The 26,238-nt window shown below is 73.5% G+C and carries 21 protein-coding genes; 7 read left to right on the top strand and 14 right to left on the bottom strand.

Annotation, left to right across the window (positions count from 1 at the left end; genetic code table 11):
• Positions 1 to 2: 2 nt before the first annotated feature.
• The gene (locus ACU436_RS41460; protein WP_459032668.1) at positions 3 to 1,190 is read right to left on the bottom strand and encodes an ABC transporter ATP-binding protein; all 1,188 of its coding nucleotides are present in this window, start codon (positions 1,188 to 1,190) and stop codon (positions 3 to 5) included.
• 48 nt (positions 1,191 to 1,238) lie between these two features.
• Between ACU436_RS41460 and ACU436_RS41465 the strand changes: the two genes are divergently transcribed.
• Both ACU436_RS41465 and ACU436_RS41470 read left to right on the top strand, forming a co-directional pair.
• Positions 1,239 to 1,943 carry a response regulator transcription factor gene (locus tag ACU436_RS41465; protein WP_459032669.1) on the top strand — a complete coding sequence of 235 codons (705 nt, stop codon included), beginning with the start codon at positions 1,239 to 1,241 and terminating at the stop codon, positions 1,941 to 1,943.
• The gene (locus ACU436_RS41470; RefSeq protein WP_459032670.1) at positions 1,919 to 3,151 is read left to right on the top strand and encodes an ATP-binding protein; all 1,233 of its coding nucleotides are present in this window, start codon (positions 1,919 to 1,921) and stop codon (positions 3,149 to 3,151) included. The genes ACU436_RS41465 and ACU436_RS41470 overlap by 25 nt, the downstream gene beginning before the upstream one ends.
• Positions 3,152 to 3,611: 460 nt before the next feature.
• On the opposite strand, the gene ACU436_RS41475 is transcribed toward ACU436_RS41470, so the two are convergent.
• The 4 genes from ACU436_RS41475 to ACU436_RS41490 form a co-directional block, all read right to left on the bottom strand.
• Positions 3,612 to 4,649, bottom strand: coding sequence for a MinD/ParA family ATP-binding protein (locus tag ACU436_RS41475; protein WP_459032671.1), 1,038 nt, complete (start codon positions 4,647 to 4,649; stop codon positions 3,612 to 3,614).
• Between the two features lie 35 nt (positions 4,650 to 4,684).
• Positions 4,685 to 4,918, bottom strand: a complete 234-nt coding sequence (locus tag ACU436_RS41480; protein ID WP_459032672.1) for a hypothetical protein — start codon at positions 4,916 to 4,918, stop codon at positions 4,685 to 4,687.
• Positions 4,919 to 5,220: 302 nt separating this feature from the next.
• Entirely contained in the window at positions 5,221 to 6,363 is a 1,143-nt protein-coding gene (locus ACU436_RS41485; RefSeq protein ID WP_459032673.1) for a MinD/ParA family ATP-binding protein, read from the bottom strand.
• A 165-nt stretch (positions 6,364 to 6,528) separates the two neighbouring features.
• Complete coding sequence (locus ACU436_RS41490; protein WP_459032674.1) at positions 6,529 to 7,221, bottom strand: GntR family transcriptional regulator; 693 nt, start codon at positions 7,219 to 7,221, stop codon at positions 6,529 to 6,531.
• Between the two features lie 240 nt (positions 7,222 to 7,461).
• Here ACU436_RS41490 and ACU436_RS41495 point away from each other — a divergent pair, with 240 nt between their 5' ends.
• On the top strand, positions 7,462 to 9,828 hold the full coding sequence (locus tag ACU436_RS41495) for a hypothetical protein (RefSeq protein WP_459032675.1): 2,367 nt from the start codon (positions 7,462 to 7,464) through the stop codon (positions 9,826 to 9,828).
• A gap of 68 nt (positions 9,829 to 9,896) precedes the next feature.
• Here ACU436_RS41495 and ACU436_RS41500 read toward each other — a convergent pair whose 3' ends face one another.
• The 6 genes from ACU436_RS41500 to ACU436_RS41525 all read right to left on the bottom strand — a co-directional run bounded on the left by ACU436_RS41500 (position 9,897) and on the right by ACU436_RS41525 (position 17,410).
• The gene (locus ACU436_RS41500; protein WP_459032676.1) at positions 9,897 to 10,850 is read right to left on the bottom strand and encodes a MinD/ParA family ATP-binding protein; all 954 of its coding nucleotides are present in this window, start codon (positions 10,848 to 10,850) and stop codon (positions 9,897 to 9,899) included.
• The gene (locus tag ACU436_RS41505) at positions 10,847 to 11,698 is read right to left on the bottom strand and encodes a MinD/ParA family ATP-binding protein (protein WP_459032678.1); all 852 of its coding nucleotides are present in this window, start codon (positions 11,696 to 11,698) and stop codon (positions 10,847 to 10,849) included. The genes ACU436_RS41500 and ACU436_RS41505 overlap by 4 nt, the downstream gene beginning before the upstream one ends.
• 294 nt (positions 11,699 to 11,992) lie before the next feature.
• On the bottom strand, positions 11,993 to 12,739 hold the full coding sequence (locus ACU436_RS41510) for a DivIVA domain-containing protein (RefSeq protein WP_459032679.1): 747 nt from the start codon (positions 12,737 to 12,739) through the stop codon (positions 11,993 to 11,995).
• 171 nt (positions 12,740 to 12,910) lie between these two features.
• The gene (coaD, locus tag ACU436_RS41515; protein ID WP_459032680.1) at positions 12,911 to 13,393 is read right to left on the bottom strand and encodes a pantetheine-phosphate adenylyltransferase; all 483 of its coding nucleotides are present in this window, start codon (positions 13,391 to 13,393) and stop codon (positions 12,911 to 12,913) included.
• Entirely contained in the window at positions 13,390 to 13,968 is a 579-nt protein-coding gene (gene rsmD / locus ACU436_RS41520; RefSeq protein WP_459032681.1) for a 16S rRNA (guanine(966)-N(2))-methyltransferase RsmD, read from the bottom strand. Before rsmD ends, coaD begins: the two co-directional genes overlap by 4 nt.
• Before the next feature lie 64 nt (positions 13,969 to 14,032).
• A complete protein-coding gene (locus ACU436_RS41525; protein ID WP_459032690.1) occupies positions 14,033 to 17,410 on the bottom strand; it encodes a pyruvate carboxylase in 3,378 nt (1,125 codons plus the stop codon).
• 201 nt (positions 17,411 to 17,611) lie between these two features.
• On the opposite strand from ACU436_RS41525, the gene ACU436_RS41530 reads away from it, so the two are divergent.
• Positions 17,612 to 18,412, top strand: a complete 801-nt coding sequence (locus ACU436_RS41530; protein WP_459032682.1) for a hypothetical protein — start codon at positions 17,612 to 17,614, stop codon at positions 18,410 to 18,412.
• 900 nt (positions 18,413 to 19,312) lie between these two features.
• On the opposite strand, the gene ACU436_RS41535 is transcribed toward ACU436_RS41530, so the two are convergent.
• Genes ACU436_RS41535 through ACU436_RS41545 form a run of 3 tightly spaced genes read right to left on the bottom strand, consistent with a single transcriptional unit; the run spans position 19,313 to position 24,098 of the window.
• Entirely contained in the window at positions 19,313 to 20,230 is a 918-nt protein-coding gene (locus tag ACU436_RS41535; protein ID WP_459032683.1) for an anti-sigma factor RsbA family regulatory protein, read from the bottom strand.
• 56 nt (positions 20,231 to 20,286) lie between these two features.
• On the bottom strand, positions 20,287 to 22,470 hold the full coding sequence (gene recG / locus ACU436_RS41540) for an ATP-dependent DNA helicase RecG (protein WP_459032684.1): 2,184 nt from the start codon (positions 22,468 to 22,470) through the stop codon (positions 20,287 to 20,289).
• Entirely contained in the window at positions 22,467 to 24,098 is a 1,632-nt protein-coding gene (locus ACU436_RS41545) for a DAK2 domain-containing protein (RefSeq protein ID WP_459032685.1), read from the bottom strand. The genes recG and ACU436_RS41545 overlap by 4 nt, the downstream gene beginning before the upstream one ends.
• A 117-nt stretch (positions 24,099 to 24,215) precedes the next feature.
• On the opposite strand from ACU436_RS41545, the gene rpmB reads away from it, so the two are divergent.
• The 3 genes from rpmB to ACU436_RS41560 all read left to right on the top strand — a co-directional run bounded on the left by rpmB (position 24,216) and on the right by ACU436_RS41560 (position 26,029).
• Positions 24,216 to 24,407 carry a 50S ribosomal protein L28 gene (gene rpmB, locus ACU436_RS41550; protein WP_459032686.1) on the top strand — a complete coding sequence of 64 codons (192 nt, stop codon included), beginning with the start codon at positions 24,216 to 24,218 and terminating at the stop codon, positions 24,405 to 24,407.
• Positions 24,408 to 24,569: 162 nt separating this feature from the next.
• Positions 24,570 to 25,691: a serine hydrolase domain-containing protein gene (locus tag ACU436_RS41555; RefSeq protein ID WP_459032687.1), complete on the top strand. Its 1,122-nt coding sequence runs from the start codon at positions 24,570 to 24,572 to the stop codon at positions 25,689 to 25,691.
• Positions 25,692 to 25,696: 5 nt separating this feature from the next.
• Positions 25,697 to 26,029 carry a hypothetical protein gene (locus ACU436_RS41560; RefSeq protein ID WP_459032688.1) on the top strand — a complete coding sequence of 111 codons (333 nt, stop codon included), beginning with the start codon at positions 25,697 to 25,699 and terminating at the stop codon, positions 26,027 to 26,029.
• The last annotated feature ends 209 nt before the right edge of the window (positions 26,030 to 26,238 follow it).

Here is a 26,238-nt window from a genome sequence, read left to right on the forward strand (position 1 = left end):
CGTCACCCCCGGATCGAGCGGCCGGTCTCGGGGTCGAAGAAGTGCAGCCCCTCGGTGTCGACCCGGACCGTGATCGGCTGGCCCTCGAAGACCCGCGTGCGCGGGCCGAACCGGCCGACGAGCAGGGTGCCGCCGTCCGCCGCGCGCACGCGGCCGGACTCCCGGTCGAGCGTCTCGCGTTCCTCGGTGCGGGCCTGCTCGGCGGCCACCGGGAAGTGCACCATCACGTCCGCGCCCATCGCCTCGACCAGGTCCGCGACCGAGTCGACCGTGCTGCCCTCGGCGCCACCGACGACCGTGGCGTCGTCCATGTCCTCGGGCCGGATGCCGAGCACGAGCCGACGCCCGGCATAGGCGTGCAGCGCGGGCCGCCTGCGCAGCACGATCTCCGGCACGGCGAGCCGCTGCCCGCCGAACGAGACCGCGGCCCGGCCGGCGTCGTCGACGTCGAACGCGGCGATCAGCATGTTCATCGGCGGCGCCCCGATGAACCCGGCGACGGACATGTCCACGGGCTGGTCGTAGAGGTCCTGCGGCGACGCGATCTGCTGCAGCACGCCCGCGCGCACCACCGCGACGCGGTCGCCGAGCGTCATCGCCTCGGTCTGGTCGTGCGTGACGTAGACGGTGGTGACGCCCAGGTCCCGCTGGATCCGGGCGATCTGGGCGCGCATCTGCATGCGGAGCCTGGCGTCCAGGTTCGACAGCGGCTCGTCCATGAGGAACGCGCGCGGCTCGCGCACGATCGCCCGCCCCATCGCCACCCGCTGCCGCTGCCCGCCGGACAGGTGGCGCGGCCTGCGCCCCAGGTGCTCCTCGAGCTCCAGCACCTCGGCCACCTCGCGCACCCGGCGCTCGACGACGTCGCGCGGCACCTTGCGCAACGTGAGGCCGAACGCGATGTTGTCGAACACCGTGAGGTGCGGGTACAGCGCGTAGGACTGGAAGACCATGGCGACGTCCCGGTCGCGGGCCGGCACCCCGTTCACGACCTCGCCGCCGATGCGCACCTCGCCGTCGCTGATCCGCTCCAGGCCCGCGATCATCCGGAGCGCGGTGGTCTTGCCACAGCCGGACGGGCCGACCACCACGAGGAACTCGCCGTCCATGACGTCGATCGACAGCTCGGTGACCGCACGCGTGCCGTCGGCATAGACCTTGCTGACGCGGTCCATCTCGATCCCCGCCACGATGCGATCGTAGGCAGTGCGCCGTAGCAGGTGGTCTACGGTGCGTACATGGCGCTGGTGCTGCTGGTCGAGGACGACCACGCCGTGCGGACGGCGATGACGGGAGCGCTGCGGAACGCCGGTCATGTCGTGCAGCCGGTCGGCACGGCCCTCGACGCCCTGCGCACCGTCACCGACGACCACGTCGACCTCGTCGTGCTGGACCTGGGCCTGCCCGACCTGGACGGATTCGAGGCGCTGCGGCTGCTGCGCGGCGTCAGCGAGGTCCCGGTGATCATCGCAACGGCCCGCACCGACGAGCCGACGATCGTGCGGCTGCTCAACGCCGGCGCCGACGACTACGTCACCAAGCCGTTCTCCAGCGAGCACCTCACCGCCCGCGTCGGCGCCGTGCTGCGCCGCTCCAAGAGCGCGGCACCCGCCGCCGACGAGCCGATCGAGGTCGGCGAGCTCGTCGTCGACCCGGCCCGGCGGGAGGCCGTGCTCGGCCGGAACCCGCTCACGCTCACCCGGCGCGAGTTCGACCTGCTCGCCTACCTCGCGGCGCGCAGCGGGAAGGTCGTGTCGAAGGCGGAGCTGTGCCGCGAGGTGTGGCGCCAGCCCAACCTCCACCTGGACCAGACCATCGACGTGCACCTGTCGTGGCTGCGGCGCAAGCTCGGTGAGACCGCGGCCGACCCGCGGTTCCTGCACACGGTCCGCGGGGTCGGAGTCAAGCTGATCGACCCGTGCGGCACCTCGTCCTCCGCCTGATCCTCGCGACGGCCGCGACGGCCGTCGCCGCGGTCACCGCCGCCGCGCTGCTCCTGCACCTGATCCACGAGCGCGACCGCCTGCACGCCGCGTCGGAGGCCGACCTCGCGGCGCTCGTCAGCCTCGCCGAGGTCACCTCGGACCGGGAGGCCCTGCTGCGCGGCATCGCGCGCACCGCCGCCGGCCGCGAGGGCAGGTTGGCCGTGCACGTCGACGGCACGACCGTCGGTTCCTCCCCGCTGGAGCAGGACGGAACCGTGCTGGTCCGGGCCGCGGGGCCGGCCACCGTCGAGGTGTTCGTGCCCGCTCTCGCCCCCGGCACCGCCGGGCTGGGGCTCGGCGCGCTGCTCCTCGGTGCCGGCGCGCTGGCGGCGGGCGCGCGCACGGTTGCCGCGGCCCGCCGCCTGCGCCCCGTCGCCACCGATCTCGCCGAGCTGACCGCGGAGGCCGCCGCGCTCGGTCACGACGACCCGCCGGCCGAGCGGCGTCCCATGCACGTGCCCGAGACCGAGGCGCTCGCCACCTCCCTCGCCGCGTTGGCGGCCCGCTTCGCCGAGGCCCGCGGCCTCGAACGCAAGATCGCCGCCGACCTGTCGCACCGCCTGCGCACCCCGCTCACCGCACTCGCCCTCGACGCGAGCGCGATCGACGACGGCGCCGCCGCCGAGCGGCTGCGCCGGACCGTCACGTCCCTCCAGAGCGACGTGGACGCGCTGATCCGCGCCGCGCCCGCCGTCGACGGTGCCGCCCGGTGCGACGTGGCGGAGGTGGTGCGCAAGCGGATGAGCTTCTGGTCGGCGCTCGCCCAGCACGGCCGCCGGCCCTGCGAGCTGCGCGCCCCGTCGTCCCCGGCCCCGATCGCGCTCGCCGCCGACGATCTCGCCGCCGTCGTCGACGTCCTGCTCGGCAACGTCTTCGCCCACACCCCCGCCGGCACCGCGTTCGCCGTCGTCGTGGTCCGCCACGCCGGGTGGGTCAGCCTCGTCGTGGACGACGCCGGCCCGGGCGTCGCCGACCCCGCCGCCGCCCTGAGCCGCGGCGGGAGCAGCAGGTCCGGCGGCACCGGCCTCGGTCTCGACATCGCCCGCGACGCCGTGGAGGCCACCGGCGGCACCATCCACGTCGAGCGCGCGGCGCTCGGCGGCGCCCGGATCCGCCTGCGGTTCGGCGAGGCGAGCGGTGGAGCGAACGGCACTTCCGCCCGCTAGCCGAGTGAGTCCGAATCCGGCCGCGCCCGCCGGGCCCCGGTCCCGGCCTCCGAGGGCATGGTCACGTCGACACCATCGGTCTTGCGCCTTGATCAGAAACGCAAGGTGTCGACATGACCATGAAACGTTGCGGTGGGCGCGCCGTACCCGGCCGGTGACCGGCTGCCCCAGGTCCTGATCAGCGGGAACGGGACATCAGCTGCAGGGGTGCAGCGCATGTCCCGGCTACGCTGATCATGAACGGCCCTGGTGGCGATCCCGGCCGACTTCCGCGCGAGGCCCGGGTCCGGGCGCCGGGGCAGAACCGGCCAGCCGGGAACGGCACGCCCGAGCAACCGTCCCTGCCCGCAGGACCGACCAGCCGCCAACCGTCGAGCTCGGACCTACTCATCCAGGTGCGAGCGATCGTGCCTCGTTCGGCCCCCTGCGCCCGGCGACCCGGAGCAGGTTCGTGGGCACCTCACTGGCCGCGGTCGACCGTCACCATCTCCGCCCCCACCCCGATGGGCGTGGCGTCGAACCGGTCGGCCAGATGGGCGGCGATCGCGCGGAACGCGTCGTGGGTGGCGGGCCGCACCCGGTCCATGTCGATCTGCGCGCCGGTGGCCAGGTGCGGGTCGAACGGCACCTCGACCACCGCGCGGCAACGCGCCTCGAAGTGGCGCCGGACCCGCTCGGTGTCGACGTGCTTACCGGCGCGGTCGCAGGTGAGCACGAGCACCGCGTCGGCCACGCGTTCGGCGGGCCCGCGCACGAGGAGCCAGTCGAGGGTCTTGCTCACCCGGGTGGCGCCGTCCGCGGTGGGCGACCCGACGATCACCAGGCTGTCCGCCACCGCGAGCGTGCCGCCGACGGCCGAGTGCACGAGGCCGCTGCCCGAGTCCGTGATCACGACGTTGTAGAAGCGGCGCAGCACCTCGCAGACACGCTCGTACTCGGCGCGGTCCAGCCCCTCGCTCATCGCGGGATCCTGCTGGGAGGCGAGGACCTGCAGCCTGCCGGCGAGGCTCGTGAACCGGGAGACGTCGGCGAGGGAGACCAGCGAGTCGATCTCTCCCAGCATGTCCTTGACGGTGGTCGACGTGTCGCCGGTGAGCCGGTCGGCGAGCGTGCCGGCGTTCTGGCTCGCGTCCAGCGCCACCACCCGGTCGCCCCGGTGCTCGGCCAGCACCAGTCCGACGCAGGCCGCCACCGTGGTCTTCCCGACGCCGCCGTTGATCGAGGTGATGCCGATCTGGTGGGCGCTGCCGAGCGGGCGCCGGATGCGGCGCACCTGATCCCGGAACGCGTGCTCCTCGGGGCCCACACCGGGGTTGAGCAGTCCGCCGCTCGCGCTGAAGACGGCCCCGCGCCAGCCGCCCTGCGGCCGGTCGACCCGCCGGCGGACGATCGTGTCGGCGGTGAGATCGCCCGCGCGGGAGAGTCCGGGCGCGCCACTCTCCGCGGCGCCGATCTCCGGCCCCTGGTCCGGGTCCGCGTCCTCCGATGATCTCGGCACGGAGGCAGGCTACCCCGCGCCGCCCGGCCCGGCGATCAGGCGGGCTCGACCTGGAACTCGGCGCCCCCGCCATCCGCCTCGCTCACCGAGATCCGGTACTCGCCGACCGTCTCGGTGGCGCCGGGCGCCACGGGGACGGTGGCACCGTCCGCGGAGAACGTCACGCCGGACGAGTCGATCGACTCGATCGCGATCAACGGTCCCCTGCCGCACGAGAAGGACGTGCGGCCGTTCGTCGTGATCGTCCGCCCACCGGCGCCCCGACTCACGATGGAGCCGTTCGGCGAGACCTTGATCTGACAGGTTCCGGCGGCGGGACGGCCCGACGAGCGTGACGGCGGCGACGACGAGCTCGCGCCCGCCCGATCGTCGGACGCGGGGGCCGCCTCGCCCGATACGCTCGAGGAGCACCCCGCCGTCAACAGCGCGACCGACGCCACTCCGACGAGTATCCGCGCCGCCGCGGTCCGTGACTGCGTACGCAAGATCTTCACAGCAGGCATGGTGCCGCTCCCCGCTCCCGGCTGCCACGCGGGTCCGGCAACCGCTCCGCGGGGAGGCGAATGCACCGCTATTCGGCCCGTACGGGCGGCGGGTTGCCGAAGTCGTCGGCCACGAGGGCGGCCAGCTCGAGGAAGGCGTCCGACGTGGCCTGGCTCAATTTGTCGAGCTCGATCCGGCCGCCCGTGGCCAGGTGCGGGTCGCGGGGCACCAGCACGACACCCCGGCAGCGCGCCACGAAGTGGGCGACGAGCCGCTCCCCGTCGATCTCCGGGCTCGTGCGGTCGCAGGACAGCACGACGACCGCCCGCTCGACCAGCTCGTGCTGCCCGTGCGCCACGAGCCAGTCCAAGGTCTTGCTGGCGCGGCTCGCACCGTCGACGGTGTGCGAGCCGACGATCACGAGACCGTTCGCGAGCGCCAGCGTGCCGTCCATCGCCGAATGCACCATGCCGGTGCCGGAGTCGGTGACGACCACGTTGTAGAAGCGGGACAGCACCGCGCACACGCGCTCGTACTCGACCCGGTCGAAGGCCTCTCCGCGGGCCGGGTCCTGTTCGGAGGCGAGCACCTGGAGCCGGCCCGACAACGTGGTGTACCGGCCGATGTCGCTCAACGACCCGACATTGCCGAGGGAGTCGAGCAGGTCGCGGACGGTCGAGTCGGTGCGGCCGGTGAGCCGATCGGCGAGGGTACCGGCGTCCGGGTTGGCGTCGAGGGCCACGATCCGGTCGCCACGGTGCTCGGCGAGCATCAGCCCCAGCATGGCGGTGACCGTGGTCTTGCCGACCCCGCCCTTCATCGACGCGACCGCGATCTGCCGCGGACCCGGCAGCGGGCAGCGGATGCGCAACGCCAACTCCTGCCTGCGCTGCTCGTCCGGCCCGATCCCCGGGTTGACCAGTCCGACGCTCGCGACGTGCACGGCCCGGCGCCAGCCCGAACCCGGCTTGTCCGACCGTCTGCGGACGATCGTGTACTCGGTCAGCTCGGACGCCGTGCGCGGGCGCGCGTCCAGGACCGGCCGCTGCGGCGGCTGCGGCGCCGGCTGGAGCGGCGGCTGCGGCGCGACGACCTGCTCCGCGACCGGCGGTGCCTCCTGCGCGGGCGCCGTCGGGGGCCGGTCCGGCACCGCCGGTTCGACGGGCGGCCCCGGCCTCGGCCGAGGCCGGGGGGCGTCGGCAACGGTGGCGTCGACGGGCTCAACGGGCACCGTCGGGCTCTCCGACGTCGGGGCCTGCGGCCTCGGCTCCTGCCCGGCCGTACCCGCGTCCGCCGGTGCAAACGATCGCTTCGGCATGCGTTACCCGTTCCCCCTGGTCCGACCGCGAACGTACCTATCTTGCCCCGGCCTCTCTCCAGCGGTTCGCGGGCCCGATCACGTTCCCCGCACGGCCCCCTGCTCGGCGAAGGCCTGGACCAGCTGGTTCTCGGCGTCGCGCAGGTAGACGTCCAGCGCCTCGGCCCCGCCGGGACCGTCGCCCTGCTGCAGCTGTTCCAGGATCTGCCGGTTGCGGGCGAGGTAGGGCTCGTGGAACCGCTGCGGGTCGGCCATCACGTGGAAAACGAGCCGCAACTCGGCGAGGATGCCGCTCATCAGCTCGTCGGTGCGCGGGCTGCCCGCGAGCGCCACGAGCGCCTGGTGGAACTTGATGTTGGCCGTGCCGAGGGCCTGCCACTCGCTGGTGCTCAGCGCCTCCGCCCCGTCGTCGACGGCGGCGGCCACCCCGGCGAGCCCGGGGTGCGGGCCGGTGACGGTGCGGATCACGCCGCACTCGACGAACCGGCGCACCTGGTAGAGGTCGACCACGTCCTCGACCGTGAGCGTCCGGACGAACATCCCGCGGTTGAGCTCGTGGGTGAGCAGCCGTTCGTGCGACAGGAGGCGGAACGCCTCGCGGAGGGTGTTGCGGGAGACGCCGAGGGCGCTGCCGATGGCGTCCTCGGCCAGCCGGGTGCCGGGTGGGAAATAGCCCTCGATGATGCGCGTGCGCAGGATGGCCGCGACCCGCTCAGCGGTGCTCGTCCGCGACAGCAGGGCGCGGTCGGCGGCCAAGGCTTCGGTGGTCAACTCGCCTCCAGCGGTTCAAACACATGGGGTTGTGCGTTTCGAAGGATCGTACAACAATCGAACGACCGAAGTGGTTTGCGGTGACCGATCGAAGTCGGATTGATCACGGAGAGCAACTTCATCGGTTCAAGGTCGACTCGACATCGTGCCTTCACCCGATAGGCAGTACGCTTCTCCCGATCGGGTGAAGGCACGCCGTGACGACACACGGCAGCGCTGAGCTGTCCTTGGGGGGACGACATGACCGACGGGCCGCAGCCGTGCGCCCTGCCCGGGTGTAGCGAGATCGTCGAGCAGCCGGACGACGGTGGGCCACGGCGCCTGTACTGCTCGCCTGCACACCGGGCGGCAGCACGCAAGGCACGCCACGCCGCCCGGATGGAGGCGGTCGCGGCGGAACCGGCATCCGACGTCGCATCGACGGACGAGATCACGCAGCCGATCGCGCCGGAGGACCAGCCGTCCGAGCAGCCGACCACCGAGCTGCCCGCGCCCCTCGGCGTCACCCGCGAGGAGGACCCCGAGCCGGCTCCGGTGCCCGAGCGCGAGTGGAGCCCGGCCGCGGCGTGGACGGTGTCCCCGCCCACCCTGCCGCCCGCCCCTCCCCCTCGCACGGTCCGCACCATCACATCCAAGCGCGTCAAGAAGCAGAAACCGGCCCGCACGGCGGCCGAACGCAAGAACGCCGTCACGCACATGCGGCGGCGCGCGATCGCGAGCGTGGCCATCGCGAGCCTGGTTGCCGGTGGCGCCAGCTACTTCGTCGCCAACAACGTCATCCCCACGACACCCACCCCGCTGCCGCCGCAGGCCGCGAACGACCCGACGATGGACGCCGACGTCTGGGCCGGCAAGGCGGAGGTCGTGCTCGCCTCCCTCGGCAGCCAGCTCGACGCCGTCTCCCAGGCCGAGGCCAGCTGGCTCGCCCTTCCCGAGCAGCGCCGCACGCAGGAGCCCGCGGCCGTGCAGGCCCTCAAGGACCGCAAGGCGTTCCTCGAGCAGCAGCGCGCGACCCTGACGTCCCAGCTCGAGGCGTTCAAGACCCTGCCCGACCGCACCGCGGAGCTCACGTCGGCGCAGGCCCAGCTCGACGCCGTCGAGCGCACGCTCAACGAGTCCACCGACACGGCAGCCTCCCCGGACTACCAGGAGGCGCTGCGGCAGCTCGAGTCCCAGCGGAGCATCCGCCGCGAGCAACGCGATCACGCCGCCCAGACGCTCACCGAGCTGCGCAACGGCGTGGAGCAGGCCCTCAGCGCCCCGCTGCCCGCCGACAAGGACCGGACCACCAACGTCGTCGAGCGGGTCAAGGCGGTCGTCGCGGGCCGTCCCGACCCCGGCGAGAAGAAGGACGACGAGAAGAAGGACGACCAGGAGCACAAGGCTGCCGACGAGAAGGACCCGGCCACCGCCGCGCGCCGCGACGACGGCGACGAGAAGCGGGGCGACGTCGGAGACACCGCCCCGCCCGACCCGGAGCGCCCGAACACCCCCGACATCCTCGCCGACGGCGGCTCGCCCGCCTCGAACGGCGGCAACAAGGACGCCGGCGACAAGGGCGGCAACGAGAACGCCGGCGACGAGAACGGCGACGCCCGGTCCGGGGGGCCCGTCGAGTCGATCGCGGGCGCGCTGGGCAGCGCGCTGGGCCAGGGCGACACCAGCAACCGGGACGAGAGCGCGAACAGGCGCGAGGCCCGCGGCGACGACGACCACGGCAGCCAGGACAGCGGCGCCCAGGACAGCGGCAACAAGGACAGCGGCAACAGCAGGAGCGGCGACCACGGCGGTGGGCTCGGCGGCGTCCTGCGCGGCGTCGGCGACGGACTGCTCGGCGGCTCCCACCGCGACGGTGACAACGACGACCGGAACGACGGCGACTCCCGCCGCGAGCAGAACAAGGAACGCGACGACGACGACGGCGACGACGACCGGAGCGACCACTCGAGCTGGTTCTCCGACCGCGACGACGACCGGGACGACGACCGGGGCGACGACCGGGGCGACCACAAGGACAACGACAAGTCGGACCACGACGATGACGACGACGACGGCGACCACGACGGGCTCCGGGGCATCGCCGACCGTCTGACCGGCGGCGACGACGACGAGGACGACGACAAGAAGGACCGCGACAAGGCCGACCGCGACGACGAGGACCGCGATCACAAGCGGCCCAGCGGCAAGGCCGAGCGCAAGCGCGACAAGGACCACGAGGAGTCGAAGAACCGCCACGACAAGCACGACTCCGACGACGACAAGGACGACGACGACAAGAAGGACCGGGGCAAGAAGGACCGGGACGACGACGGCGACCACAAGCGGCCCAGCGGCAAAGCCGAGCGCAAGCGCGACAAGGACCACGAGGAGTCGAAGAACCGCCACGACAAGCACGACTCCGACGACGACAAGGACGACGACGACAAGAAGGACCGGGGCAAGAAGGACCGGGACGACGACGGCGACCACAAGGACAAGGACTCCGACGACAAGGACTCCGACGACAAGGGGTCCGACAAGAAGTCGGACAAGGGCGACGACGACGGCGGCCACTCCGACGACGGCGACTCAGACGGTGGCGACTCGGACGGCGGCGACGACGACTGACCTTCCCGGCGACGCGCGAGCCCCGCTGCACCTGGTGCAGCGGGGCTCGTGTCGTTCGGGGCCGGTCGTCAGCGCAGGGTCTGGCGGCCGCCGAAACCGTCTGCCAGAAGGGCGGCCAGGGCGAGGAAGGCGTCGTGGGTGGCCGGGCGCAGCCGCTCCAGCTCGATGCGGCCACCGGAGGCCAGGTGCGGGTCGTGCGGGATCTCCACCACGCCGCGGCAGCGGGACTCGAAGTGCCCGCGAACGCGCTTCGGGTCGACCTCCGCGCTGTTCCGGTCGCAGGACAGCACGACGACGGCGTTGGCGACCTCGGCCTCGTAGCCGTGTGCCACGAGCCAGTCGAGCGTCTTGCTGGCCCGGCTGGCGCCGTCGACGGTGGGTGCGCCGACCACCACGAGGCTGTCGGCGAGCGCGAGCGTGCCCTCCATCGCCGAGTGCACGAGACCGGTGCCCGAGTCGGTGATGATGAGGTTGTAGAAGCGGGTGAGCACGGAGCAGACCCGCTCATACCCGGTGCGGTCGAACGCGTCGCTCATCGCGGGGTCCTGCTCGGACGCGAGCACCTGCAGCCGCCCGGCGAGGCTCGTGTAGCGGGCCACGTCGGCGAGCGAGTAGGCGGATTCCAGGTTCTCCAGCATGTGGCGCACGGTGACCGACGTGTCGCCGGTGAGCCGGTCGGCGAGGGTGCCCGCGTCCGGGTTGGCGTCGAGGGCGATCACCCGGTCGCCGCGGTGCTCCGCGAGCACGAGGCCGAGGCATGCCGACACCGTCGTCTTGCCGACCCCGCCCTTGATCGAGCTCACCGCGATCTGGTGGGTCCCTGGCACCGGGCGGCGGATCCGCCGCAACCGGTCGCGGCGGGCCCGCTCGGCCACGCCGAGGCCCGGGTTCACCAGGCCGCCGGTGAGGCGGTACAGCAGGCCGCGCCAGCCGCGTTCGGGCCGCTCACCGCGGAAGCGGACGATCGCGTCCTCGGTGAGATCGCCTGATCTGCCGTCGAGCGCCTCGCTCGTCTCGCTCATGTGACGAAGCGGTCGGCCATCAGGGCGGCGAGCTCGTAGGCCGCGTCCCGGGTGGCCGGACGCAGGTGGGCGAGCTCGACGCGGCCGCCGGTGGCCAGGTGGGGGTCGTGCGGGATCTCGACGACCGCCCGGCTGCGTTCCATGAAGTGCTTGCGGATCCGCTCCTGGTCGACCTCGGCGCTCGTGCGGTCGCACGACAGCACGACGACCGCCTCCGTGGCGAGCGCGGAGTGGCCGTGGGCCAGCAACCAGTCGAGCGTCTTGCTGGCCCGCCCCGCGCCGTCGACGGTGGGTGCGCCCACCACGATGAGGCTGTCGGCGAGCTTGAGGGTGCCCTCCATCGCCGAGTGCACGAGGCCCGTGCCCGAGTCGGTGATGATGATGTTGAAGAAGCGGTCCAGCAGCGCGCAGATCTGCTGGTACTCCTCGCGGCTGAACGCTTCGCTCGATGCCGGGTCCTGCTCGGACGCGAGCACCTGCAGGCGGCCGGCGAGGCTCGTGTACCGCGAGACCTCGGTCCAGGAGTGGATCCGGTCGAGGTCGCGCAGCAGCTCCCGCACGGTGACCGAGGACTCCCCGGTGAGCCGGTCGGCGAGCGTGCCGGCGTCGGGGTTGGCGTCGAGGACGATCACGCGGTCACCGCGGTTCTCGGCCATGACGAGCCCGAGCAGGGTGGACACCGTGGTCTTGCCGACCCCGCCCTTGATCGAGCTGACCGCGATGCGGTGGGACTGGATCAGCGGCCGCCGGACCCGGTGCAGCAGGTCGCGAAAGCGCACCTCGGCCGCGCTCGGCCCCGGATTGATCACGCCGCCGGTGGCCCGCAGCAACGCGCGGCGCCATCCCATCGACGGCTCATCGGGCCGGGCCCGGAGAATCGCGTCGGCGTCGAGCGCCGCCGCGCTGCCACCGGGCTCCCCCGGCGGAGGACCGAGCGGAGAGGCGGACCCCGTGGAACTCACTGCACCCCCTGGCTGTTCGGGTCTCCACCCGGTGTGCGGAACCGGTTCGAGCCGGTGACCGTACCGCTCCCACCAGATCGAGGGATCTGGTTCGGCAGGACGGCGCACCACGGGGTGAGCCTAACGCGAGACGTGACCGACGTCCCCCGATGGTGATCGATCAGAGACGTCCGGGTTCAGTCAGTCGATGAGATCCATGCCCGTACCGGAGCGGCCGTTCAGGCCAACCCCGGCTGCGCCGTTCTGCTGATTGCCCCGCCAGAGGTTGCTGCGGCCGCGGGTGATGGTGCGCAGCGCCTTGCCGAGTGCGTCCTCGAACTCGGCGAGCTTCGCGTCGACGTAGCCGTCGCACTCCTGGCGCAGCCGCTCGGCCTCGGCGTCGGCGCTGTCGACGATCCGGGCCGCCTCGGCGTTCGACGCGCGGACGACCTCGCTCTGCGACACGAGCCGCGCCTGCTCGGCCTGCCCGTCGGCCACGTACCGGTCGTGCGCGGCGCGACCGGCGTGGGCGATCCGGTCGGCATCGGCCTGCGCGCGGTCGGTGAGCTCGGTGTACTGCCGGCGACCCTCGGCCACGGCACGCTCGGCCTCGTGGCGGGCGCGGGCCACCGTCTGCTCCGCCTCCGCCCGCGCCTCGGCGAGCAGCCGCTCGGCCTCCGCGCTCGCGTCCGACACCAGCTGCTCGGCCTCGGCCTGGGCGCCGCTGCGCGTCTGCTCGGCCTCCTGCGTGGCGTCGTCGACGATCTCGTCCCGCCGGTCCAGGACGTCCTGGGCGTCGTCGAGCTCGCCGGGCAACGCCTCGCGCACGTCGTCGAGCAGGTCGAGCACGTCACCGCGCGGCACGACGCAGTTCGAGGTCATCGGGACGCCCCGAGCCTCCTCGACGACCGTCACCAGCGCGTCGAGCGATTCGAAGACCCGGTACACGTCGCGAATCCTCTCACCGCCGATCGACCGAACCGCATATTTCGCGTGCCCGCGCGTGTCAAGTTCCGAACGAGTGATGTCACCGTGAAGGACCGACCGATGATCAGGAGTTGGGGGCGTTCCCGGGCGGATTTCGCCCGGGAACGCGCCGATCTGGCGATCATGGTGCCGTCAGGAACGCTCGGCGATCCGCTCCATCAGCTGCCGGTGCACGGTCTCGGGGAGCAGGTGCGCGACGTCCCCGCCGTACGTCGCCACCTCCTTGACCAGTGAGCTCGAGACGAAGCCGTACTCGGGGCTCGTCGACAGGAACAGGGTGTCGACGCCGGAGAGCCGCTGGTTCATCTGCGCCATCTGCAGCTCGTAGTCGAAGTCCGTGACCACCCGCAGGCCCTTGACGATGGCCTGGATCTCGTGGTCGCGGCAGTAGTCGACCAGGAGGCCGTGGAAGGAGTCCACGCGGACGTTCGGGTACGGCGCGGTGACCTCCCTGAGCATCGCCATGCGCTCGTCCACCGAGAACACGCCCTTCTTGGACTTGTTCACGAGCACCGCGACGACGAGTTCGTCGAACAACGCCGCGGTGCGGCTGATGACGTCGAGGTGCCCATTGGTGGGCGGGTCGAAGGATCCTGGACAGACGGCGCGCCTCACGAGCGGGACGCTACCTCCTCCGGCGCGAGAACGGCCGTGTGCAGGGTCGTGTCCCCGTACCGGCGCGCCTTACCGGCCCGGAACGCGGGCGGCCACGGGAACGGCCCGTCGCGCCCGGCCCGCTCGACGACGACGACGGCGTCGGCGGCGAACCAGCCGTGCGTCGCCGCGGCGGAGAGCCACTCCGCCACCTCGGAGGCCGGCACGTCGTACGGGGGGTCGACCAGGACGACGTCGTACGCACGCTCGGCCGGTGCGGCGAGCACGGTCGCGGCCGGCGCCACCCGCACCTGCGCCCCGGCCAGCCCGAGCCCGGCCGTGTTGCGGCGCAGGACGCCCGCCGCCCGCCGGTCGGACTCGACGAAGAGCGCGTGCACCGCACCGCGCGACAGCGCCTCCAACCCGAGCGCCCCGGAACCGGCGCACAGGTCGAGCACCGCGGCGCCGTCGAGGCCGGGGTCGGCGTCGAGCGCCGAGAACAGCGCTTCCCGGACGCGATCCGACGTCGGACGGGTGCCTTTCGGGGGCACCGCCAGCCTCCGACCGCCCGCTACCCCCGCGATGATCCTGGTCATGCGCCTACTGCCGTGAGTGGATACGGGTGCTCCAGCACTCGTATCCACTCACGACGGCTCCTGCTCACTCCAGCACCAGCAGCAGATCGCCGCCCTCCACCTGCTGCACCTTGCCGATCGCGAGTCGCCCGACCGCGCCGCCCTGGTGCGTGGTGATCGACGCCTCCATCTTCATCGCCTCGATGGTGGCGACGGTCTGGCCGGCCTCGACCTCGTCGCCCTCTCCGACCTGCAGCGTCACGACGCCCGCGAACGGGGCCGCCACGTGCTTCGGGTCGGACCGGTCGGCCTTCTCCGCGGCCTTGACATCGGTGGCGACCGAGCGATCCCGCACCGACACCGGTCGCAGCTGGCCGTTCAGCGTGGTGACCACGTTGCGGAAGCCGCGCTCGTCGGGTTCGGAGATCGCCTCGAGCTCGATGATCAGGGTGACGCCCGGTTCCAGCTCGGCGGTGTGCTCGATGTCGGGCTCGAGCCCGTAGAGGAAGTCGCCCGTCGAGAGCACGGACGTGTCGCTGTACGCCTCGCGGTGGGCGTCGAACTCCTTGGTCGGCCCGGGGAACAGCAGCCGGTTCAGGGCGGCCCGGCGGTCGTCCTTCAGCGCGGCGCGGTCCTCGTCGGACAGCTCCGCCACCTCGCGTGCAGCGGTTCGCCCCTGCAAGGCCCGGCTGCGGAACGGCTCGGGCCAGCCACCGGGCGGGTCGCCCAGCTCGCCGCGCAGGAACCCGATCACCGAGTCCGGGACGTCGAACTGGCCCGGGTCGGCCTCGAAGTCCGCCGGCTCCACCCCGGCGCCGACGAGGTGCAGCGCGAGGTCGCCCACCACCTTCGACGACGGCGTGACCTTGACCAGCCGACCGAGCATCCGGTCGGCCGCGGCGTAGCAGTCCTCGATCAGCTCGAACCGGTTGCCGAGCCCGAGTGCGATGGCCTGCTGGCGCAGGTTGGACAGCTGCCCGCCGGGGATCTCGTGGTGGTAGACGCGCCCGGTGGGCGACGGCAGCGCCGCCTCGAAGGGCGCGTACACCTTCCGCACGGCCTCCCAGTACGGCTCCAGGTCGTCCACGGCCTGCAGCGAGAGGCCGGTGGTGCGCTCGGTGTGCTCGGTGGCGGCGACCAGCGCCGAGAGCGACGGCTGGCTCGTGGTGCCGGCCATGGACGCCACGGCCGCGTCGACGGCGTCCACGCCCGCATCGATCGCCGTGACGAGCGTGGCCAGCTGGCCGCCCGCGGTGTCGTGCGTGTGCAGGTGCACCGGCAGGTCGAAGCGCTCACGCAGGGCCGTGACGAGGGTGCGGGCCGCGGGCGGGCGCAGCAGGCCGGCCATGTCCTTGATCGCGAGGACGTGGGCCCCGGCCTCGACGATCTGCTCGGCGAGCCGCAGGTAGTAGTCCAGGGTGTAGAGCTTCTCGGCGGGATTCGACAGGTCCGCGGTGTAGCAGAGCGATACCTCGGCGACCGCGGTGCCGGTGGCCCGTACGGCGTCGATCGCCGGGCGCATCTGCTCGACGTCGTTGAGCGCGTCGAAGATCCGGAAGATGTCCATCCCGGTGCGGGCCGCCTCGTCGACGAAGGCGTCGGTGACCTCCGTCGGGTACGGGGTGTAGCCCACGGTGTTGCGGCCCCGCAGCAGCATCTGCGTGCAGATGTTCGGCACCGCCTCGCTGAGCGCGGCCAGCCGCTCCCACGGGTCCTCGGCGAGGAACCGCAAGGCCACGTCGTAGGTGGCGCCACCCCAGCACTCCAGCGACAGCAGCTGCGGCACCGTGCGCGCCACGTGCGGTGCGACCGCCAGCAGGTCCCGGGTGCGCACCCGGGTGGCGAGCAGCGACTGGTGCGCGTCGCGGAAGGTCGTGTCGGTGACCGGCACGGCGGTCTGCTCGCGCAGCCACCGCGCGAACCCCTCCGGCCCCCGCTCGCGCAGCAGCTGCCGCGATCCGTCGGGGGCCGGGGCGTCGAGGTCGCACCGCGGCAGCTTCTCCGCCGGCTCGACGACCTGCGGGCGGGCGCCGTTCGGCCGGTTGACCGTGACGTCGGCGAGGTAGCTCAGCACCCGCGTGCCCCGGTCGGCGGGCTTGCGGGCGGAGAGCAGCTGCGGACGCTGGTCGATGAAGCTCGTGGTGACGCGGCCCTCCGCGAAGTCCGGGTCGTCGAGCACGGCCGCGAGGAACGGGAGGTTCGTCGACACGCCCCGGATCCGGAACTCCGCGATCGCCCGCCGCGCCCGGCGCACGGCGTTCGGGAAGTCGTGGCCGTAGCAGGTGAGCTTCACCAGCATCGAGTCGAAGTGGGCGCTCACCTCGGCGCCGGTGTGCGTGGTGCCGCCGTCGAGCCGCACGCCCGGGCCGCCGGGCGAGCGGTAGGCGCTGATCGTGCCGGTGTCCGGGCGGAAGCCGTTCTGCGGGTCCTCGGTGGTGACCCGGCACTGCAGCGCCGCACCGCTGAGCGTGATCTGGTCCTGGGTGAGCCGCAGCCCGGGCAGCGTCAGCCCGGACGCGATCCGCAGCTGGGCGATCACCAGGTCCCGGTCCGTGACCTGCTCGGTGACCGTGTGCTCCACCTGGATCCGCGGGTTCATCTCGATGAACACGTGCTTGCCGCGCTCGTCCAGCAGGAACTCGACGGTGCCCGCGTTGACGTAGCCGATGTGGCGGGCGAACGCCACGGCGTCGTTGCAGATCCGCTCGCGCAGCTCCGGGTCGAGGTTCGGCGCGGGCGCGATCTCCACGACCTTCTGGTGGCGCCGCTGCACCGAGCAGTCCCGCTCGTAGAGGTGCGCGACGTTGCCGTCGCCGTCGGCGAGGATCTGCACCTCGATGTGGCGGGGGTTCACCACCGCCTGCTCCAGGAACACGGTGGCATCGCCGAACGCCGACTCGGCCTCCCGCATCGCCGCCTCGACCGACTCGCGCAGGGCCGACGGCTCCTCGACCCGGCGCATCCCGCGCCCGCCACCACCGGCCACGGCCTTGACGAAGATCGGGAAACCGACCTCGTCGGCGGCGGCCAGCAGGGCGTCCACGTCATCGGACGGCTGCGACGACGCGAGCACCGCCACGCCGGCCTCCCGGGCGGCCGCGACCGCGCGCGCCTTGTTGCCGGTGAGGTGCAGCACGCCGGCGGGCGGGCCGACGAACGTGATGCCCTCGCGCTCGCACGCCTCGGCGAGGTCGGGGTTCTCCGACAGGAAGCCGTACCCGGGGTAGATCGCGTCCGCGCCGGCCCGCCGCGCGGCCTTGATGATCTCCGCGACGGACAGGTACGCCCGCACCGGGTGACCGGGCTCGCCGATCTGGTAGGACTCGTCGGCCTTCGCCCGGTGCAGCGAGTTGCGGTCCTCGTAGGGGAACACTGCCACCGTGGACACGCCCAGTTCGTAGGCGGCACGGAAGGCGCGAATGGCGATCTCGCCGCGGTTGGCGACCAGGACCTTGCGGAACATCCGGTTCGTCACCAGGGAACCGTACCTGCGGGCACTCGATCGGACCCGTGCGAAGAACGCCACTTCTGCGGTACCAAGGAAGGGAAGTCGACCGAGCCGAGGGGTGTCGCCATGCGTCCCGACCCGGCGGCCCTCCAAGGCGCCGCATTCGCCGAAGGCCGACGCCTGCGTGAGCGGGCCGAGCGCCGCCATGCGCGGCACATGGCTCGCATGGAGGCCCACGTCGGACGGATGCACGCCCGCCAGGCGCGGCGGATCGGGCGGCGCCGCGCACACCGGCCACCGGTCGCCGTCGCGCTCGTGATCCTGCTGGTCGCCACGGCGGCGGCGGGCAGCGCGGCAGCCGCGATCGGGGCGATCATCGCCCTGATGATCGCCATCGCCGCCGTCGCGGGCCCGGCGCTGATCGTCGGCGGCACGGCCGTCGCGCTCACCCGCCGTGGCAGGCGCCGCCGCGCCGTGGCCGCCGGCACGGCCCCGCTCCCGGCCCGCCCGGCCGCCCCGCCACGCCCCGAAGCCGTGTGGACGAAGGCCCGCGAGCGGTTCACCGCGCTGCGCGGCGAGTACGCCGCCTTCGAGTGCGACGCCATGGCGGTGCTGCACCGGCCCGCGCTCGCGGACGTCTCGGTGGCCAGCACCGCCCGGTTCGTCGACGCGTTCGCCGAGGCCCAGGCCCTGGACACCGACTCGTTCCCACCCGCAGAGCACGCGAGGGCGTTCGTGTCGGCGGTCGACCGCGCCGAGCGGGCCTGGCACGCCGCCGCCGAGGCGGCCGACCGGATCCGGCTCTCCGGCCTGTCCCCCGCCGAGCGCGGCACGGTCGAACGCGTGATCAAGCTCCTCACCACGGCCCGCGACTCCGACAGCGACCCCGAGCGCCTCGCCGCCTACACCCGCGCCCGCAGCGAGCTCGCCAAGCTCGACCGCTCGGGCGTGATCCACCTGCCCCGCACCGCCCGGGCCGCCCTCGACGAGGCCGCCCGGGGCGAGCTGCCGGCGTAGCACCGCTCTCGCCCGCGGGGGGCCCAGGACCGATGGTCCGGAGCGCCATGATCGGCGCGATCGGGACATGAGCTGCATGGGTGCAGCTCATGTCCCGATCCTGCTGATCACGGCCACCACGGAGGCCACCTCAAGAGCCGGCTCTCCGGAGGACCGGGCACCACCCTCGATCCGCCCGCCCGCCGATCACCCCTGCAGTCCACGAGCCTCCCGGTGACGGCCCCGGGCCGTCGCCGACCGCGCCAGCCCCGGCGAGCCGCACGCCACGGTCGCGACCACCACGCTGGTGTGCCGCTCGGGCCGATCATGTGCTGCGGAGAAGTACGCCAGCGTGGTCGCGGCCGCCGCCGGGTGCTGCTCGCATCGATCACGGGTCGCACCGCTGCGCGGCGCGAGCATTCCCCGCGGATCCGCCGCGGTGGGCGCGCCGTACCCGACCGGCCGCTACCGGCCCCACCTCCCGCCGCCGGACTCGCGCGTGTTCGCTCCGGTTCGTCGAACCCCGTCGCCTCAGGGTGGGTGGCCGGGTTGGGTGCACCACCGGATCCTGGGGTTGCGTGGCCGGCCGTCCCCGGCTGTCACGCACGCCGGTCCCGACGAGACCGTCGCTGCCGGGTGCGCGCGGACCATCCGGTGGTCCCGTCCCCACCCGCATCACGGCTGCGGCGAGAGTCGGGGTGCGTTCCGCGGAACCGCTCCGCGCGTGGGCCCACCGGCTAGACATCGAGTCACTGCGCCCCGGGGCAACTCGACCGCGGAGCCCCGGGACGGCACGTAGCTCTGCGCGGGATCGGACCCGCATCGCCTCGACTCGGCAACACCCTCGATGCGGCCGTGAATGCACCGATCTGCTGATCAAGCAACCCGCCTGGCTTGATCAGCAGGCGGGCGCGGGTCGCGCTAGATCCTCAGGTAGACCCGGATCGTGGTGCCCCGATCCGACCGGTGGATCCGCACGAGGTCGGCGAGGTGGTTCACCAGCAGCAGCCCGCGCCCGCGCAGCTGCTCGGGCGGGGCCGGCCGCCGCCCGGCCAGTGGGTCGTCGAGCCGGCCGCCGTCGACCACCTCGCCCACGAGGTGCCCGTCGTCGACCCACACCCGCAACGCACACAGGGTGCGGGCGTGCTCGACGCTGTTGGTGATCAGCTCGTTGACGACGAACTCGAAGTCGTCGGACCGGTCCGGCCCGAGGCCCGCCCGCATCGCCGCCGCCATGGCGAACGCCCGGGCCTGCGACAGCGTGTCGGTGTCGACGAGCACGGTGTCCGCCATCGGGGGCACGGGCAGGGCCTCGTTGTAGTCGGCGAGCGCCTCGTCGGGCGCGTACCGGCTGCTGCGGCGGCGCCCGGTCGGCCCGATCACGGTCGGGTGGGTGCGCTCGGCGTCGTCGAGAGCGCGGCGGGGCAGGCCGGCGGCGTCGTAGGGGCACAGGATCTCGACGCTCCGCCCCGCGAACGCCTGGTTGATCAGGGCCTCGTGCTGCACGCAGGCCGGGTACTCCACGTCGCTGCGGCCCGGCCAGATCGGCTCGCCGATGATCCGCACGCGGTCGGCGTGCCGGTGGCGGTCGGCGAAGTCGAGGAGCACGCCCGGCAGGATCCGGCCCGGGTTGCGCCCTTCCTCGGTCATGTCGATCAGCTGCACGCGCGCGGCCGAACCGGCCAGTGCTGCCCGCAGCGGCTCGTGCCTCGCGCCGGGCACCGCCACCGCGACCGGCTCGCCCGCTGCCAGGCCCTCCTCGATGAACGGCAACGTCCCGTCGAGGTACTCACCGGCACCGCGGTAGAACAGAGCGGGATGCCGGAACGGCTGGTTCACGGCTGCATCCTCTCGACGACGCGGTCCGGATACCCCACCGTGACGGGGCTGACCCATCACACCTTGTCCAGGTAGGCCGCTCGTTCCTCGTCGCCCACGGTCTCGCCGACGAGGGCGGCGAGGCCGGGGTGGCGACGCAGGCCGGGGTCGTCGGCCACGATGTGGGCCGCGTAGACCTGCGCCTTGGAGATGACCTCCTCGTGGCGCAGCAGCGACAACAACCGCAGCCCGGAGCGCCGGCCGGACTGCAGGGCGCCCAGCACGTCGCCCTCGCGGCGCAGCTCGAGGTCGAGGCGGGCGAGCTCGAAGCCGTCGGTGGTGCCGGCGACGGCGTCGAGGCGCTCCCGGGCGGTGGTGCCCGCCGGCATGTCCGTGACCAGCAGGCACACGCCGGCCGCCGAACCGCGCCCGACGCGCCCGCGCAGCTGGTGCAGCTGGGACAGCCCGAAGCGGTCGGCGTCGAGGATGACCATGCCGGTGGCGTTGGGCACGTCGACGCCGACCTCGATGACGGTGGTGGCCACGAGGACGTCGAGCTCCCCGCGCTCGAACGCCCGCATCACGGCGTCCTTCTCGTCGGGCGGCAGCTTGCCGTGCAGGACGCCGATCCGCAGGCCGTGCAGCGCTCCGTCGGCGAGCTTGGGCGCCACCTCGAGCACCGCCAGCGGCGGGCGCTTGGCCTGCCCGTCGTCGGAGTCGGCGCCGATGTCCGGGTCCTCGGTGTCGACGAGCTCGGGCTCCGGGTCGGTGCCGCCCACCCGCGGGCACACGACGTACGCCTGATGCCCTGCCGCGACCTCCTCGTGGACTCGCCGCCACACGCGCTCGAACCAGGAGGGCTTCTCCGCGAGCGGCACGACCGTGGTGGCGATCGGCGACCGCCCCTTCGGCAGCTCGCGCAGCGCCGAGACCTCGAGGTCGCCGTAGACGGTCATGGCGACCGTGCGCGGGATCGGCGTGGCCGTCATGACGAGCATGTGCGGGGCCAGCTCGCCGCGGTTGCGCAGGGCGTCGCGCTGCTCGACGCCGAACCGGTGCTGCTCGTCGACGACGACGAGGCCGAGGTCGGCGAACCCGACGTGCTCCTGGATCAGCGCGTGGGTGCCGACGACGATGCCGGCCGCGCCCGACTGCGCGTCGAGCAGCGCCTGCCGGCGGGCCTTCGCCCCCAGCGAGCCGGTGAGCAGGGTGATGCTGGTGGCCTGCTCCGCGGCGCCGAGCTCGCCCGCCTCGCCGAGCGGGCCCAGCAGCGCGCGCAACGAGCGGGCGTGCTGGGCGGCGAGCACCTCGGTGGGGGCGAGCAGCGCCGCCTGCCGGCCGCCGTCGACGACCTGCAGCATCGCGCGCAGCGCGACGACGGTCTTGCCCGCGCCGACGTCGCCCTGCACGAGGCGGTTCATCGGGTGCTCGCGGGCGAGGTCGGCGGCGATCTCGGTGCCGACGCCGTGCTGGCCCGCCGTGAGCGCGAACGGCAGCCGGGCGTCGAACGCGTCGAGCAGCCCACCCGGCACCGGGGGGCAGGCCGCGGCCGGGCGCTGGGCGGTGGCATGGCGGCGCAGCGCCAGCGCGAGCTGCACGCCCATCGCCTCGTCCCACACGAGCCGGTGCCGGGCGGCGTGGATGTCGGCCTCGGCCTCGGGCACGTGGATCCGCCGCAGCGCCCGTCCGAGCTCGGTGAGCTTCTCCCGGCCCCGCACGAGCTCGGGCAGCGGGTCGGTGGGGTCGTCGAGCAGGTCGAGGACCTGCCGCACGCAACGCGCCACCTGCTGCGAGGTGATCTTGCCCGTGGCCGGGTAGACCGACAGGAAGGGGCGGATCTCGTCGGCCTCGTCGAGCGGCTCGAACTGCGGGTGGGTGAGCTGCAGCTTCTGGTTGAAGACGCCCACCTTGCCGGAGAACACCGCGCGCACGCCCGGCTTGATGATGTGCTGCACCTTGTGGCCGTTGAAGAAGGTGCAGTCGATCGTGGCGCCCTTCTCGTCGCGGATGACGACGCTGAGGAGCTTGCCGCGCCGCGACCGCATGTCGCGCAGCACCGACTTCTCCACCTGCGCCACGAGCGTGGCCTGCTCGCCGACCTCCAGCCCGGCGATGTCGGTGAGCTTGCCGCGGTCGACGTAGCGGCGCGGGTAGTGGCGCACCAGCTCGCCCACGGTGGCGATGTCGAGCGACTCCAGCGCCGCAGCGGTGCGCTTGCCGACCAGCGGCTCGAGCGCGCTCGACATGTCGATCCCCGTCATTCCACCCCCAGCACGAGCGGGTAGTCGGCCTGCCCACCGCGGTGCACGACCACGTCGACCTCGGGGTGGGTGCGGCGCAGGTCGGCCGCGAGCCCGTCGGCCAACGACTGCTCGGCGCCCTCGCCGAGCAGAACGGTGACGATCTCACCACCCGCGGTGAGCATGCGGTGAGCCAACCACAGGGCACCGACAGCCAGGTCGGGGGCGATCAGCACGACCTCGCCGTCGGTGAGCCCGAGTACCTCGCCGGGCTCGCAGCGGCCCACCCACGTGAGCGCCTCGGACTCGGCCACGAGCAACCCCCCGGTGCGGGTTCCGGCCGCGGCCTCGGCCATGGCGACGACGTCGTCCCCCGCGCGGCGCTCCGGGTCGTGCACGGCGAGCGCGGACAGACCCTGCAGGACGGAGGCCGTGGGCAGGACCAGTACCTCCTGACCGTCGCGGCGGGCGACGGCCGCCGCGCGCTCGGCCAGCGGGGCGAGCTCCGCGTCGTCGGGGAGCAGCACGACGTGCCGCGCGCGGGCGCCGGCCAGCGCCGCCACGATCTCGCCCACGTCGACGTGGCCGCCGGGCTCCCGCTCCAGCACGACCGCACCCGCGGACCGCGCCAGCGCCGCCACCTCCCGCCCGGTGACGACCATCAGCACCGCCCGCTCGCGGGAGAACCGGCCGGCCGGCTCGGCCGGGGCCCCCTGGTCTGCGAAGCGCACCACGGTGATCCGGTGCGGCCGCCCCGCGGCGATACCGGCCTCGATCGCGGCACCGATGTCGGTGCAGTGCACGTGGACGTTCCACAGCCCGTCGGCGTCGCCGGCCACCGCCACGCAGTCGCCGAGCGCGGCCAGCTGGGCACGCAGCTCGTCGACGCGGGCGTCGTCGGTGCCGTCCAGCAGGTACATGACCTCGTAGTCGTGCTCGTCCGACCCGGCCTCGCGCTCCGCCACCAGCACCTCCCGACCCCGGGCCACCGGCGTGGACGTCCCCGGCAGCTCACCACCCGGCGCCCGCCCGGACGCGATGGCGGCGAGGGCGTCCAGCACGAGGTAGAGGCCGAGCCCGCCGGCGTCGACGACCCCGGCCCGCGCGAGCTCCGGCAACTGCCCGGTCGTTGCCCGCACGGCGGCGCCCGCCGCGTCCGCCGCCGCGACGGCCACGTCGTCGAGCCGGTCCGATTCCGCCGCCGCGGCCGCCCGCGCGGCCGCGGCCAGCACCGACAGCACGGTGCCCTCCCGCGGGCCGCTGACCGCTGCCGTGGCGAGCCGCTGGGCCCGCTGCAGCGCGTCCGCCAGCACCGCGCCCGCCGGCCGGGGCACCGGCGTCACCGCCTCCGCGAGCCCCCGCAGCACCTGCGAGAGGATCACCCCGGAGTTGCCGCGGGCACCGACGAGCGCCCCCCGGGCCAGCGCGGCCGCCGCCACGGCCACCCCGCGCCCGGCACCGTTGTCCCGCACCACCCGCCGCACGGCGTCGGCCGCCGCGCGCATGGTGAGCAGCAGGTTCGTGCCCGTGTCACCGTCGGGAACCGGGAAGACGTTGATCCGGTCGATCTCCGCGCGGTGGCGTTCGAGCGCCGTGGTGGCCGCCCGCGTCCAGCCCGTGAGCAGCGCGGCGTCCAGGATCGGGGGCACCCCACTGAGCCTAGGCCGTAGGCCGCGTGCACGATGCCGCGACGGCGCAGGTACGCTGGGAACTCGCGACCGGGGCATCCCCGGCTTACCTCATCGTCTACCCGAGGAGTGTCCGACGTGGCTGCCGTCTGTGACGTCTGTGGAAAGGGTCCGGGCTTCGGCATGTCCGTCTCGCACTCGCACCGCCGTACCCACCGCCGCTGGAACCCGAACATCCAGACGGTGCGGACCAGCGTGAACGGCGGGAACCGGCGCCGCCTGAACGTGTGCACCTCGTGCCTGAAGGCCGGCAAGGTCGCGCGCGCCTGAGCGGCTGACACTGCACGAAAGGCGCTCTCGCCCGACAGGTTCGGACGGGAGCGCCTTTTGCGCGCCCGGGCATCGATGATCGTCGACAGCCATTCGCTTTGCCGTTATTCCGTAAATCCGTAATACTCGGATGGTCCGACCGGAACCACCGAGGAGCCCCGCGTGCCGACCACCGCCCCACCGACGCCGCCGCAGTCGCGACGAACCCGGTCCGCCTTCGTGGTCGCCGTCTGCACCGTGCTCGCCCTCGCGGCCGGGCTGGCCCTGCGCCCGGCCCCGGGCCGGCTGCCATCGGGCCAGGTGGGGGACGCCGGGCTGGCTGCACTCGCCCGCGAGGTGGTCGGCGAGAACCGCCCGGCGCTCGCGGTCGCCGCCGTCACCCCGCACGACACGCGCACCGCGGTGATCGGCGCAAGCCCCGACGACCGGTTCGAGGTGGGTTCTATCAGCAAGGCGCTGACCGGGCTGCTGTTCGCGGACATGATCGAGCGGGGTGAGGTCCGGCCCGATACCCGGGTGGGAGAGCTCGTGGAGATCGGTGGGCCGGTCGCCGACGTCACGCTCGCGCAACTGGCGACGCACCACTCGGGGCTGCCGCCCCAGCCGCCGACGCTGTCCCAGATGGCCCGCAACTGGTGGGGCTCGGTGGCCGCGGCCAACCCGTACGGCGCGACCGTCGCCGAGCGGGTCGAGTCCCTCGACGGTGCCGAGCTCGACGCCGCGCCGGCCACCTACTCCAACTCGGGGTTCGAGCTGCTGGGCGCCGCCCTGGCGGCCGCGGCCGGAACCCCCTACCCGCAGCTGCTGGCCGAGCGCGTGCTCGCACCGCTCGGCATGGGTGACACCACCGTCCCCGTCGCCGCCGCCGACCTCGGCCCGCGTGACCTCCGCGGCGAGACCGTGGGCGGGCGGCACGCCTCGCCGTGGGTCGGGGAGGCCATCGCGCCCGCGGGCGGGGTGCGCAGCAACATCACGGACATGGCGGTCCTCGCCCGGGCCCTGCTCGCCGGGACCGCGCCCGGCCTCGACGCGCTCGTCCCGAAGTCACCGTTCCCGCCGGAGCCCGACGAACGGATCGGCTGGGCGTGGTTCACCACCCCGGCACCGGGGAGCGGCCGGCCGGTCGGGTGGCACAACGGCGGGACTGGTGGCTTCACCGCGTTCATCGGGATCGACCGCGGGACCCGGGTGGGCGTGGTCGTGCTCTCCGCCGTCGGCGAGAGCCCGAACCACGTCACAGAGGCGGGCTTCACCCTCCTCGAGCGCATCGGAGGCCGCCGGTGAACACCGTGATCGGAACCGTTGTCCTGCTGGTCGCCCTGGCGATGGTCGCGAACCAGGTGCTGCGCGCCTGGTCCCGGGGGCGGTTCGCCGCCCCCGGCCGGTACGAGCTCGTCGGCTCCACCGTCGACGCCGTCGTGGCGCTCGCGCTCGTGCGCGCGGTCGCCCCGCCGCCGGATGCGCTGTCCTGGGTGTGGGTGGCAGCTGCCGCCGCGGTAGGCGTCGGCGTCGCCGGGGCGATCCTGCGCTGGCCGACCCTCGGCTGGGCGGGCGGCCACCGCCGGCTGCTCGCCGCCGGCTACGCCGTGGCCGGTGCCGGCGTGCTGGCGGTGCTCGCGTAGGAGTGGCTGCTCGGCGATCGTCGGTGCGTTCCGCGGAACCCTGCTGGGCTGTCCACAGCCTCGAAATCGACGTGGTGGGGCTCGGTTCAAGGGCGGATTCAAGGAGTGATCGCAACACCCTTCTGAACTGGGGTGATTGTGATGGCAGGGTCTCGGCGGTATCCACGGGAGCGGGTGCGGGCGTTTTGGCGGGCACGGCTGGCGGGGGT

The sequence above is a fragment of the Pseudonocardia wallangbongensis genome (assembly GCF_054486945.1).

Coding starts and splice junctions, on each gene's coding strand:
- recG (WP_459032684.1), bottom strand. CDS start 22,470: ATGACGGGGATCGACATGTCGAGCGCGCTCGAGCCGCTGGTCGGCAAG.
- ACU436_RS41495 (WP_459032675.1), top strand. CDS start 7,462: ATGACCGACGGGCCGCAGCCGTGCGCCCTGCCCGGGTGTAGCGAGATC.
- ACU436_RS41525 (WP_459032690.1), bottom strand. CDS start 17,410: ATGTTCCGCAAGGTCCTGGTCGCCAACCGCGGCGAGATCGCCATTCGC.
- ACU436_RS41465 (WP_459032669.1), top strand. CDS start 1,239: ATGGCGCTGGTGCTGCTGGTCGAGGACGACCACGCCGTGCGGACGGCG.
- ACU436_RS41505 (WP_459032678.1), bottom strand. CDS start 11,698: ATGGGATGGCGCCGCGCGTTGCTGCGGGCCACCGGCGGCGTGATCAAT.
- rsmD (WP_459032681.1), bottom strand. CDS start 13,968: ATGACCAGGATCATCGCGGGGGTAGCGGGCGGTCGGAGGCTGGCGGTG.
- ACU436_RS41530 (WP_459032682.1), top strand. CDS start 17,612: ATGGCTCGCATGGAGGCCCACGTCGGACGGATGCACGCCCGCCAGGCG.
- ACU436_RS41500 (WP_459032676.1), bottom strand. CDS start 10,850: ATGAGCGAGACGAGCGAGGCGCTCGACGGCAGATCAGGCGATCTCACC.